Here is a 12,170-nt window from a genome sequence, read left to right as displayed (position 1 = left end):
GGTTCCCGGCCGGAGGGGGCGGCGGTACGGACCGGCCGGGGGTACGGACGACTTCCCGGCCGGAGGGGGCTACGGCGCGGGCGGATTTCCGGTCGGGGAGGGCGGCGGTACGGGCGGGTTCCCGGCCGGTGACCGGCCTCTTCGGCCGCCGGAGGCCATGGCGCAAATCGGATCTTCCTCACTTCTCATGACATGTGATGGAAACAATTCGGGAGGAATCAATTCACAGACGTAGGTGAATGTTCTACATTTGTCATGGGAGCGCTCCCATCAGAAGGAGGCGCAGTGTCTCTCCAGCACGACTCATCTGCGGCGTCCCTCGACGACGCCCACGAGTACGAAGGCGAGTGCCTGCTGCCCGCCGTTCCCACGAGCGTGCGCGACGCCCGCTCGCTGGTCCGCCGGGAGCTCTCCCTGTGGGGTGCGGACGATCTGATAGACGACTGCATGTTGATCGTCAGCGAGCTGGTCACCAACGCCGTCAGGTATGGCGGAGCCGCGTGCGCGCTGCGGATCCGGGGCGGCGGGAGCTTCGTCCGCGGCGAGCTCTTCGACCCGGGGGAGGGGGCTCCCCGCATGTGCGCCCGCGACATGGACGCCACCGGCGGCCGGGGCCTCCAGATCGTCGACTCCCTCGCCGACGACTGGGGTGTCGCCCATCCCCCCTCCGGAGGAAAGATCGTCTGGTTCGTCCTCGGTCTTCCCGCCCCCGCCCCTATCCGTCCCGCCGTCGCCCCGGTCCTGCAGTTCAAGTAGGCGCGTGCCGGGAGGCGCCCGATCGTCCGGCGCGCCCGGTGTCACCCGGCCCGGGGTCGCGTGGCCGTCCGGGCCCCTGAGAGGCTCGCGGGCAGGAAGCGGGAAGGCGCCTGAAGAGGCGGAACGGGGAAGGCGCCGGAAAAGGGGAAGCGTCGGAAACGCCGGAAGGGGCGGCAGCGCCTGAAAGGGAGGGCGCCGGGGGGGCGGAAGAGGCCTGAGCGGTCGCGCCCGCCGGAAGCGGGCTCCCCGGCGTCACGGTGTCGCGGTGACCTGGTGCCGCGGTGACCTGGTGGTCATCGCCGCAGGGGGGCCGGGGGTGGGTGTGCCTCCGTGTCGTCCGGCCCCGTAGTGTGCGGGACGGCCACCCCCCAGGGAGAGAAACGCATCGCCCATGACGTACGACCACACCCGCCGCGCCTGCTACACCGGATATGTCACCCAGGCCATCGTCAACAACCTGGCCCCCCTGCTGTTCATCGTTTTCCAGACCCGCTACCAGCTGCCCCTGGAGATGCTCGGGCGCCTGGTGCTGCTCAACTTCGCCACCCAGCTGGTCACCGACATCGTGGCCGTGAGGTTCGTGGACCGGACCGGTTACCGCGTCCCGCTGGTGCTGGCTCACATCCTGTCGGCGCTGGGACTGGTGCTGCTGGCGGTGGCCCCGGCGGTGTCGCCCTCCCCGTACCTGGGACTGTGCGTCGCGATCGTCGTCTACGCCGTCGGCGGTGGCCTGCTGGAGGTGCTCGTCAGCCCCGTCGTGGACGCGCTGCCCAGCCCGCAGGAGGGCAAGGCCGCGGCGATGAGCCTGCTGCACTCCTTCTACTGCTGGGGGCAGGTCGCGGTGGTGGCGGGCAGCACGCTGCTGCTGGCCTGGATCGGCCAGGACGCCTGGCAGGTCCTGCCGGTCGCCTGGGCGCTCGTCCCGCTGGTCAACATGGTGGCGTTCCTGAGGGTGCCGCTGCCCGCGACCGTGCCGGACGAGCACCGTACCTCCCTGCGGGCGCTCTTCGGGGCTCCCGCCTTCGCCGCCGCCGTCGTGCTGATGCTCTGCGCGGGCGCGGCCGAGCTGACCATGTCGCAGTGGTCCTCCCTCTTCGCGGAGGAGGGACTGGGCGTCTCCAAGGTGTGGGGCGACCTGGCGGGCCCATGCCTGTTCGCGGTCCTGATGGGGATCGGCCGCATCGTCTACGGCCTGTGGGGCGAGCGGATCCCGCTGGTACCCGCGATGGCCTCGTGCGGCGCGCTGGCGACCGTCTGCTACCTCGTCGTCTGCCTGTCCTCCGACCCGGTGGTCAGCCTCGTCGGCTGCGCGGTGTGCGGCCTGGCCGTCAGCCTCCTGTGGCCGGGGACCTTCAGCCTCGCCGCGGCCCGCTTCCCCCTTGGCGGCGCGGCCATGTTCGGCGTGCTGGCCGTCTTCGGTGACGCCGGGGGCGCGGCCGGTCCCTGGATCGCCGGGGCCGCCGCGGACGCCTCCGCCGCCGCGAGCGGGTTCCTGCCCGCCCTGTCGGCCGCGCTCCCCGGCGACGGCGGCTCCGGCCTGCGCACCGGCATCCTCGTCGCCACCGTCTTCCCGCTCGCCGTCGTCGCCCTCACCCTCGCGTACGGCATCCGGACGAGGGGCGCGGCGGGCACAGCAGGCACGGTGGACACGGCGGGTACGGCGGCAGACGGGACGCCCGGTGAGGCGGCGGGTGAGGTGGAGCGTCCGATCGGCGGGTGAGCCGGAGGGGACATCGGGGCATGACATCCCCTTTTCATGGGCACCTCGTATCCCAGCGACACCGCACACTCGAGGAGCGTTCCACCATGACCCCGGCACCCATGGACTCTCCGGTGAGGGCCGGGTCCGCTGAAGGTGCGGCCGGGACGGCGGTTGGCGGGCCCCTGGAACACGAGGTCCGGGCGGGGGAGGCCGGAATTCCGGAGCGCGCGGCCGTGACGGCGGGGGCCGGGACCCTGGAGCGGGCGATCGAGGCGATACCGCTGGTGGATCATCACGTGCACGGCGCCCTGGACGGCGACCTGCCGCGGAGGCGGTTCGAGGAGCTGATCACCGAGTCCGACCGGCCGGTGCCCGGCTGGATGACCCAGTTCGACTCGCAGCTCGGTTTCGCCGTCCTGCGGCACTGCGCGCCCGTCCTCGGTCTCGACCCGCACCCGGACCCGGAGACCTACCTCGCCCGCCGCGCCGAGCTCGGGGCCGGGGAGGCGAACCGGCGCCTGCTGGCCGCGGCCGGGGTGGGTCACTTCCTCCTGGAGACCGGCTACGGGGGAGAGGAGATCCTCGGCCCGGCGTCGATGGCGGCCCTCACGGGGCGGCCCGTCGAGGAGATCGTCCGCCTGGAGTCGATCGCCGAGGGAGTCGTCGCCGAGGGAACCGACGCCGCCGGGTTCGCCGCCCGCTTCGAGGCGGCCCTGTGGGAGCGCAGCCGTACGGCGCGCGGCCTGAAGAGCGTCGCCGCCTACCGGTACGGGCTCGACCTCGACCCCGCCCCGCCCGCCCCGGCCGAGGTGACGGCGGCGGCCGGACGCTGGTTGCGCGAGTCCGAGCGGACCGGGACGGTCCGCGTCGACGACCCGGTGCTGCTGCGCCACCTCATCTGGGCGGGCATCGAGCGCGGGCTGCCGCTCCAGTTCCACGTCGGATACGGCGACCCCGACCTCGACCTGCGCCGTTCCGACCCCCTCCTGCTGCGCGGCCTCGTCGAGCTCGCCGAGCCCAGGGGCGTCCCCCTGCTCCTGCTGCACTGTTACCCGTACCACCGCAACGCTGGTTACCTCGCCCAGGCCTACCCGCACGTCTACCTCGACGTCGGGCTCGGGGTGAACCACACCGGGGCGCGCAGTGTGGCCGTGGTGGCCGAGAGCCTGGAGCTGGCGCCGTTCGCCAAGATCCTCTTCTCCTCGGACGCCTGGGGCCCCGCGGAGCTTCACCACCTGGGCGCCCTGCTCTGGCGCCGCGCGATGGCCCGGGTCCTCGGGGGGTTCGTCGCGGACGGCGAGTGGAGCGAGCCGCAGGCGATCCGGGTCGCCACCATGATCGGCGCGCGGAACGCCCGCCGCGTCTACGGCCTCGGAGAGATCGGGTGACCGGGTGACCGGCCCCGAGGCCGGAGACGAGAACGACCATCACGTACGAAGAGAACGGCGCCCCATGTCACCCACGTACCACCGGAACGGCACCACGCACAGTCAGAGGGAGATCCATGATCGGCACTCACGTCCGCACACTCGCCGCACTTGCCGAGGAGGACGCGTGAGGGGCAACCGCGACGCCCGCCGGCTCGGGGGGCGGCGATGAACGAGATCCACGAGCGGCTCCGCGCCGCTCTGCACGCCGAGCTGCCCGCGGCCTTCCAGCTGCGGCGGGAACTGCACGCCGAGCCGTGCGTGTCGGGAAAGGAGGAGCCGACGCTCAAGCGCGTGCTGGACGCGCTGCCCGAGGGCGACGCGACGGAGCGGGTGGCCGGGACCGGCGCGCTCCGTCGCGTCGGCGGCGAGGGCCTGGCCGTCGGGGTGCGCGGGGAGCTGGACGCCCTGCCGATCCAGGAGGAGACGGACGTGCCCTGGGCCTCGCGCAACGGCGCCATGCACGCCTGCGGCCACGACGTGCACCTCGCGGCGCTGGTGGCGCTGACCAGGGCGGTCGACCGGGTACGGGCGCCCGCGCCGATGGTCGCGGTGCTGCAGCCGCGCGAGGAGACCCACCCCTCCGGTGCTCGCGACATCGTCGACTCCGGCGCGCTCCGCAGGAACCGGGTCGGCGCGATGATCGCGGCACACGTCCAGCCGGTGCTCGCCACCGGCGAGACGGCCTGCACACCCGGCGCGGTCAACGCCTCCTCCGACGAGTTCACCGTCACCGTCCGGGGGCAGGGCGGGCACGCGGCCTACCCCCACCTGTCCCGCGACTCGGTCCTGGCGCTCGCCCAGATCATCGTGGCCGCGCAGCAGCTCGTCAGCCGCGACGCCGACCCGATGACGCCGACCGTGGTCACCTTCGGGACCGTGTCGGCGGGCAGCGCCCCCAACGCGATCCCGGGGCATGCCTCCGCCCGCGGCACCCTCCGCACGATGTCGGAGCCGTGGCGCCACCAGCTGCACCACCGCTTCCGCGAGATCGCCGAGGGCGTCGCCCGCGTCCACGGCTGCGAGGCGGAGGTGCGGATCACGAACGGGGAGCCGGTGCTCGTCAACGACGCCCGCCTCGCCGAGGAGACCGGCTGCATCCTCGTCGACGTCGCCCACCACATGCCCGCCACGCTGCGCTCCTGCGGTGCCGACGACTTCGCCCACTTCGCGTCGGTCGTGCCGTCGCTGATGCTGTTCGTGGGCACCGACACGGCGTCGGGGCTGCACAGCCCGTACTTCCTGCCCGGAGACGAGACCGTGACGGCGGTCGCCGAGAGCCTGCTCGCGGCCTACCTCGCCGCCACGCGGGTGATCGGCGCGGGCGGCTGAACGGGCGTCTCGCGCTGGTGACGGCAATCCGCGGGAGACGCGGAAAAGGCTGGAACGCTGGGAGTGCGATGGTCGTCGACGTGGGTGAGGGCCGGTCACCGGGCGCGGGCGGCCGCCGCTCGCGCCCGGCGGTCAGTATCCCGTTGCGGGGTCGATCACTCCCTCCAGCGGGCGGCCCGCGCGCAGGTTGCCCACGTTGCGCTCGACCCGCTCGCAGAGCATCCGCGCGACGTACTCGGCGGAGTCGGCGGAGTGCGAGGTGATGAGCACCCGGGGGTCGGCCCACAGGGGGTGCCCGTCGGGGAGCGGCTCGGGATCCGTCACGTCCAGGCCGGCGGCGGAGATCGTTCCCGCGCCGAGGGCCTCGACGAGCGCGCCGGTGTCGATGTGCGCGCCGCGGGCGACGTTGACGACGACGGCGTGCGGCGGCAGCAGCGCCAGCTGGGCGGCGCCGACGACGTGCCTCGTCTCCGGCGTCAGGGCGAGAGCCAGCACCAGGACGTCGGTCTCGGGAAGCACGGCGGGCAGGGCCGAGGGCGGCAGCGTCTCCGGTGTCTCCGGCGTCTCTGGCGTCTCCAGCGTCTCCAGCGTCTCGTCGGTGCCCTCGGCCTTCTCGGGGTGGCGACGGATCACCCGGATCCGGCACCCGAACGGCCGCAGGAGGCGGACGAGCTCGGTGGCTATGCCGCCGCCGCCGAGGATCGTCACCCGCCGGCCGTGCAGCGACCGGGGTTCCACCGGACACCAGCCGGGCGTCCGCGCCTGGCGGGAGAGGCCGCGCAGGCAGGTCAGCGTCAGCATCAGCGCGTGCTCGGCGACCTGCCCGGCGAACGACCCCTTGGCGCAGCTGAAGACCACGGGGCGCTCGAACACCCCTGATGACACGAACCTCTCCACGCCCGCCCAGGGGAACTGCACCCACCCGATCCGGGGGTGGGCGTCCAGCGTCGCCACGAGCAGCTCCGGCTCGCCGGGAACGAGCCACACCAGGCCGTCGGCGTCGGCGAGCGGGACGTTGGCACCGCCGCCGCGGGACACGGCCTCCTCGATCCCGAGCCGTAGCCGGTCGAGATCGACATCGGCGGGGCCGGGCCGTCCGTGGGACGTCCTCGCCTCCGCGGAGGGTGCTATCGCGATGCGGGCTTCCATGAACGACATTCTGTCGTAGATCACCCGCGGCGTATCGCCGGTCCGAGGGCGATCCCGCCTCGCCGGTCACTTCCCGAAGGCGCGGAAGTAACACGGGAATTGACCGGTACCACGTGAGCGTGCGAAAAGCCGGGTCGCGGACGCGTGACGCATTCGACGATCTCGCCCGGCGCGAACCGATCCGATCGCGGGGCGGTGACCTGGGGAAACCTTCGCCCACGACGACGGGACTCCGGGAGCGCTACATTTTCCTGGGGAAGACGGGGCGTTTCTGGAGGGCGGATCGTTTTGGGCAGAGGAACGATCATCGGTGGCCGTTACGAGTTGGATCCCACGTCGCGTCGCTCCGGCGGAATGGGAGAGGTCTGGTTCGGCTACGACAAACGCCTGGATCGGCAGATCGCCATCAAATTCATCAAAGCCGACAGGTTTCCCGATGGTCGCCGGGACGAGGAACTGGCCAGGCGTTTCGTACGCGAGTCGCGGATCACCGCCCGGCTGGAACACCCTGGAGTGCCGACCATCTACGACTGCGGGCCGCACGGTGACGACCTCTACATGGTCATGCAACTCGTCAGGGGGTGTTCCGTCGCGACGCTGCTCGACGAGACGGAGGTGCCCGTGGCCTGGGCCGCGGCGATCGCCGCCCAGGTGTGCTCGGTCCTGGCCGTGGCCCACGCCAACTCGCTGGTCCACCGCGACCTCAAACCGGGCAACCTGATGCTCTGCCCCGACGGCACGGTCAAGGTCCTCGACTTCGGCATCGCCGCCGCGCTCGCCCCCACGGACACGACGAACCTCACGAGGACGGGCGAGGTGCTCGGCACCCCGGCCTACATGGCGCCGGAGCAGGCCATGGCCGGGACCGCGGGACCGCGGAGCGACCTCTACTCCCTCGGCGTGATCCTGGACGAGATGCTCGCCGGGAACAACCAGTTCGCCGCGCCCACCCCGCTGGCCTCGATGCGCAACCACACCGACGCCGCCCCCCGGCCGCTGCGCGCGAGACGGCAGGACGTCCCCGAGGGGCTGGAACGGCTCGTCCTGCGGCTGCTCGCGAAGACACCCGAGGAGCGGCCGGCGAGCGCGGACGTCGTCTACGAGCGGCTGCTCGACTTCTGCCGCGAGCTGCCGCCCTTCACCGGCTACGTCGACCTGGACGCGTCCCACCCGGTGCGCATGTACGCCACCGTCCTCGGACGGATCTCCTCCACGCGGGCCGACGACCGGCGGCCCGCCCATCCGGTACGGCCGGCGCGGATCAGGCGCGCCACAGGACTGGTGCAGATCGAGCGGGCCGACATCGAGCGCGCTCGCAAGGAGGCCGACCTTCTCAAGGCGGAGGCCCGTTTCGGCCAGGCGGCGGACCTCCTGGCCGAGGTGGTCGGGCCCGCCGCGGGCTCCTTCGGCTCGACGAGCTCCGCCGTGGTCGACCTGCGGATCGAGCTCGCCGAGGCCCTCTTCCTCGGCGGCGACTACCGCCGGGCGGCGCCCGAGTTCCAGCGGCTCGCCGCCGACGTCGCCAGGGTGGAGGGGCCGGGCAACAACCTCGCCCTGCGGTGCCGGTTGATGGAGGCGGGTTGCCACGCGGCGATCGGGGAGACGAACCTCGCCCTGACCCAGCTCCGGCGGCTGCTGGCCGACGAGAGGCGGTTCGGCGCGGGAGAGGAACGGATCCTGGAGATCCGGCGCCAGATCGGGATGGTGGAACTCGACGCGGGCAACAAGGGGCGGGCCAAACGGCTGCTCGGCGAGCTGCTGCCGGACCTCGAACGCAGGTACGGCCCGTACCACCACAACGCCGGAAAGGTCCGCGCGATCCTCCAGGGGCTCACCGACCGCTGACCCGGGCGTCTCCGGGAACGGCGGCGGTCACCGCCGGTGCCGTCCCGCCATGCCGCGCTTGACGGCCAGGGGCATCTCCGGGAACGGCGGCGGTCACCGGCCGCCGGGCCACCGCACCCTGCCCGCCGGGGCCGGGGGCGCCGCGGCTCAGGGGAGGGCCGGAGACCTTCCCGTTCACGTACAGCTCGGTGGCGGCTCCCGGCAGGCCGGGCGCGGATCACCCGGAGCGCTGCTCCGCCGGGGGACACGGTCGGTCATGGGTGATTCCCTGGCGAGTGACGAAGGGGCGGGTGCCCGCGTTCTACGGTGTGGCGAGTGCCTCCGTCGGGGAGAGGCGGGAGGCGCGGACGGCCGGGTAGAGACCGGCGAGGGCGCCGATGGCCAGGGTCGTCGCGAGGCCGCCGATCGTCGCCCAGGTGGGGATCACGGCCGGCCAGCCCTGGTAGAGCGCGTAACCGATGGTGACGCAGATGCCGAGGAAGACCCCGCCCGCCCCGCCCAGGGCCGAGAGCAGCAGCGACTCCATGAGGAACTGCGTGCGGATCTGCCCGCGCGTCGCGCCGAGCGAGCGGCGCAGGCCGATCTCCGGGCGCCGTTCCAGCACCGAGATGACCATGGTGTTGGCCACCCCGACGCCGCCGACGAGCAGCGCGACCGCGCCGACCCCGAGGAGGAGCCCGGTGAACGCCTGGCTGGTGGCCTGCTTGGCGGCGAGGGCGTCGGACGGGCGCGAGACCTCGACCTCGTTCGGCGCCCGCGGGTTCGCCGTACCGGCCAGGACCGAGCGGACGGACTCCAGCCTCGACTCGTCGGAGCGGGTGTAGAGGATCGTGGGGTGCCCGTCGAAGTCCAGCGTCGCCTCCGCGGCCGGCCAGCCGATCAGCGCCGCGCTGTCCAGCTCGGCGGCGAGCGGCACCGGGTCGAGGATGCCGACGACGGTGAACCGCACGCCGCCCACGACCACCTGGGTGTCCGGCGCCGCCGCGCCCACCCCGAGGCGCTCCGCCGCCCCCGATCCGAGCACCACGGCCGGGTAACGCTCGGTGGCCTCGTTGAGCCAGGTGCCGCTGCGCACCGTCGCGCCCACCGTGGACAGGAGGTCGATACGGGCGGCATAGGTGGTGAGCCCCCCGGTCTGGGCCTTGGGAATCTCCTCGGACCGGTAGACCTTGGCGTCGCCGACGCGCCCGGCCGCGGAGGCCGACTCCACGGGGCCGATCCGCTCGATCATCGCCTCGGCGTCCACCGGCATCTTGGCCGCCTCGCCCAGGAGCGTCTGGCCGGACGAGACGGTGAGCAGGTTCGTGCCCAGTGCCGAGAGCGTACGGTCGAGCTCGGCCCCCGACGAGGACGAGATGCCGACCACGCCGATCATCGCGGCGATGCCGATGGCTATCCCGAGCGCGGACAGGAACGCCCGCATCGGGCGGGTGCGCAGGCCGGACGCGCCGACCCGCATCACGTCGCGTGGCCGCATCCTGGCGGGAACCGGCTTCGGCGAACCCGCCTGATCGATCACGGTCATCCCGCCACCCCGGATTCGGCGTGCCGCGGCGATTCGGCCGCGGAGCCGGAGCCGATCGCGGAGTCGGAGACGATCCGGCCATCGCGCATCCGCACCTGCCGGGGCAGGCTCGCGGCGATCTCCCGATCGTGCGTGATGATCACGACGGTCGTGCTCGAGGTGTTCAGCTCGCGCAGCAGTTCCATCACCCCGGCCCCGGAGACGGAGTCCAGGGCGCCGGTCGGTTCGTCGGCGAGGAGGAGCGGGGGGTTCCCGGCCACGGCTCGGGCGATGGCGACGCGCTGCCGCTCACCACCGGACAGCTCGTGCGGCTCGTGGTCGAGGCGGTGGCCGAGCCCGACCCGTTCCAGCGCGGTCGAGGCCCGGCGCCGCCGTTCGGACAGGCCGAGACCGGTGTAGAGGAGGCCGTCGGCCACGTTGTCCAGCGCCGGGACTTTGGCGGCGAGGTGGAAGTGCTGGAAGACGAAGCCGATCCGGGTCGCCCGCAACGCCGAGAGCCGGCTGTCCGACAGCTTCGAGACGTCGTACCCGTCGATGCGCACGGTTCCGGAGGAGGGGCGGTCGAGCGTGCCGACGACGTTGAGCATCGTCGACTTGCCCGAGCCGGAGGGGCCGACGACGGCGACGAGCTCGCCGCGTCCGATCTCCATGGAGACCGCGGCCAGCGCGGTGATCCCGCCGGGGTAGACCCTGGTCACGTCCGACAGGGAGACCATCGGGGGCGTCATCTCGGCATCCCCACGGTCGCGCCCTCGACGAGGCCGTCTCCGGAGATCTCGACCCGGCCGCCGGCGAACAGTCCTGTCTTCACGCTGAAGTAGCGGGACTTGGCGCCCTCGACGACCTCGACGCCGAATCCGCCCTCCCTCAGCGCCACGAGCGCGGAGACCGGTACGGTCAGCACGTCCTCGCGCCTGGACGCCGTGAAGGTCACGTCCACCGCGGCCTGGTCGAGGCCGGTCGCCGCCTTCTGGCGGCTGAGGGAGACGAGCGCCTCGAGCCTCGTCTCCGGGTCCGCGTCCGGGCCCTCCCCGGGTTCGATGATCGTGGCGACCTCGGTGACCTTGCCCGCCACGCTCTTGCCGTCGGGCATGGTGACCGACACCTTGGCGCCCTTCTTCGCCATCCGCTGGTCTTCCGTCCGTAGCCGGACGGTGACCACCTTGGTGGTGCCGGTGTAGGTCAGCACCTTCTGGCCGGGGGCGATGGGCTGGCCGGTCTCGGCCTCCAGGCTGTCCACGCGGACCTTGCCGCCGGCGAAGACGACCCGGCCGAGCTCGACGACGCCAGTCTCCTCCAGGCCCCGGTCGTCCTGCCACCGCGCGACCGCCGAGGCCGTGGCGCCGGTGTACTCGCCGTCCACGGTGAAGCCGGTGTAGCCCAGCCGGCGGAGGTTGCGCTCCAGACGCCTGACGTCCGGCCCCTCGGTGCCGATCCGCATGTCGCGATAGGCCGGCGTCGTGCCGTACATCAGCACCACCGGCTTGTCGTCCACCTTGTAGAGCGGCTTGCCGCGGGTGACCTGGGCGCCGCTGCCGGGGAGCCAGGTGACCGTGCCGGGCTGCCGGCTCACCGCGGTGGCGGCCGGGCCGTAGCCGAGCTCGCCGTCGGCGTCCCGCGTGTCGGCGAGCGTCTGCCGCTTCACCAGGGTGGTGGCCGGAGGCAGGAGGACCGAGGTCCTGTCCGTTCCGGTGCCGCGCGGGCCGACCATGCCGCTCGTGGCCGCGGCGGCCGTTCCGAGGACGGCGACCGCGACGACCAGTCCGGCGACCTTCTTGCCACGGCCGAAACCACGGCGTCGCCGCGAACGGGGAGAGGACGCGTCCATGTCCGTTCCGTCGTCGAGGGTGGCCGTGCCCATCAGGAGCCTCCCTGACCCGCTTCGGGCAGGAACTCCTTCGCGCACTTCTCCTGCGCGACCTGGAAGTCCGGATCCTCGCCGACGGCACCGGTCACGCGCAGGCCGCCACCGCCCTCGGGGTCCGGGAAGTCCTCCACACCGTTGTCCCGCATGCACTGCGCGAACTTGCGCATCGACTCGGCCCTCCGCGGGTCCGCCCCGTTCGGTCCGGAACCGCCCATCGGGGAGAACTCCTTGCAGGCCGCCGTGGCCTTGTCCACCGCCTCCTTGCCGACGCTCTTGTCGATCCGGATGGTGACGCCCTTGCCGGGTTCGGGGTCCGCCATGTCGACACCGTTCTCACGCATGCACTGCGCGAACTTGATCCCCCTCTCGTGCTGGTCCAGGCTCGGCGTGGCGCTGCTCACGGCGGGCTTGTCACCACCGCCGCCCGCGGACGCCACGTCCGCGCCTTCGCCGGCCGTACCGCACCCTGCCAGGACCAGGGCGAGCGCCAGGGCGCCGAGAACTCTCATAAAAGCTCCTCTTCCGCCGGCCGGTTCTCCACCGGCCGTTCGAGAGGTGATGCAACAG

Annotated in this window: 10 protein-coding genes; 5 read left to right on the top strand and 5 right to left on the bottom strand. The window is 72.8% G+C overall.

Features of this window, described 5'->3' with window-relative positions; all coding sequences use genetic code 11:
* Positions 1-285 precede the first annotated feature (285 nt).
* The 4 genes from ACTOQ2_RS05160 (at position 286) to ACTOQ2_RS05145 (ending at position 5,217) form a co-directional block, all read left to right on the top strand.
* Positions 286-756: an ATP-binding protein gene (locus ACTOQ2_RS05160; protein ID WP_440098546.1), complete on the top strand. Its 471-nt coding sequence runs from the start codon at positions 286-288 to the stop codon at positions 754-756.
* Positions 757-1,147: 391 nt separating this feature from the next.
* Positions 1,148-2,476: an MFS transporter gene (locus tag ACTOQ2_RS05155; RefSeq protein WP_440098545.1), complete on the top strand. Its 1,329-nt coding sequence runs from the start codon at positions 1,148-1,150 to the stop codon at positions 2,474-2,476.
* An 86-nt stretch (positions 2,477-2,562) separates the two neighbouring features.
* On the top strand, positions 2,563-3,846 hold the full coding sequence (locus ACTOQ2_RS05150) for an amidohydrolase family protein (RefSeq protein WP_440098544.1): 1,284 nt from the start codon (positions 2,563-2,565) through the stop codon (positions 3,844-3,846).
* Positions 3,847-4,053: 207 nt separating this feature from the next.
* Positions 4,054-5,217, top strand: a complete 1,164-nt coding sequence (locus tag ACTOQ2_RS05145) for a M20 metallopeptidase family protein (protein WP_440098543.1) — start codon at positions 4,054-4,056, stop codon at positions 5,215-5,217.
* 132 nt (positions 5,218-5,349) lie between these two features.
* On the opposite strand, the gene ACTOQ2_RS05140 is transcribed toward ACTOQ2_RS05145, so the two are convergent.
* A complete protein-coding gene (locus ACTOQ2_RS05140; protein WP_440098542.1) occupies positions 5,350-6,366 on the bottom strand; it encodes a D-isomer specific 2-hydroxyacid dehydrogenase family protein in 1,017 nt (338 codons plus the stop codon).
* Between the two features lie 354 nt (positions 6,367-6,720).
* Here ACTOQ2_RS05140 and ACTOQ2_RS05135 point away from each other — a divergent pair, with 354 nt between their 5' ends.
* Positions 6,721-8,211 carry a protein kinase domain-containing protein gene (locus tag ACTOQ2_RS05135; protein ID WP_440065489.1) on the top strand — a complete coding sequence of 497 codons (1,491 nt, stop codon included), beginning with the start codon at positions 6,721-6,723 and terminating at the stop codon, positions 8,209-8,211.
* Between the two features lie 301 nt (positions 8,212-8,512).
* Here the strand turns inward: ACTOQ2_RS05135 and ACTOQ2_RS05130 are convergent, their stop codons facing one another.
* The 4 genes from ACTOQ2_RS05130 to ACTOQ2_RS05115 are packed head-to-tail and all read right to left on the bottom strand — an operon-like array spanning position 8,513 to position 12,112.
* On the bottom strand, positions 8,513-9,736 hold the full coding sequence (locus ACTOQ2_RS05130) for an ABC transporter permease (protein ID WP_440098541.1): 1,224 nt from the start codon (positions 9,734-9,736) through the stop codon (positions 8,513-8,515).
* Entirely contained in the window at positions 9,733-10,464 is a 732-nt protein-coding gene (locus tag ACTOQ2_RS05125) for an ABC transporter ATP-binding protein (RefSeq protein WP_440098540.1), read from the bottom strand. Before ACTOQ2_RS05125 ends, ACTOQ2_RS05130 begins: the two co-directional genes overlap by 4 nt.
* Entirely contained in the window at positions 10,461-11,597 is a 1,137-nt protein-coding gene (locus ACTOQ2_RS05120; RefSeq protein WP_440098538.1) for a peptidoglycan-binding protein, read from the bottom strand. Before ACTOQ2_RS05120 ends, ACTOQ2_RS05125 begins: the two co-directional genes overlap by 4 nt.
* Positions 11,597-12,112: a hypothetical protein gene (locus tag ACTOQ2_RS05115; RefSeq protein ID WP_440098536.1), complete on the bottom strand. Its 516-nt coding sequence runs from the start codon at positions 12,110-12,112 to the stop codon at positions 11,597-11,599. Before ACTOQ2_RS05115 ends, ACTOQ2_RS05120 begins: the two co-directional genes overlap by 1 nt.
* Positions 12,113-12,170 lie beyond the last annotated feature (58 nt).

Source organism: Streptosporangium sp. H16, from assembly GCF_051918855.1.
Lineage (GTDB): Bacteria > Actinomycetota > Actinomycetes > Streptosporangiales > Streptosporangiaceae > Streptosporangium.
This window is presented reverse-complemented; position numbering and strand designations above follow the sequence as displayed.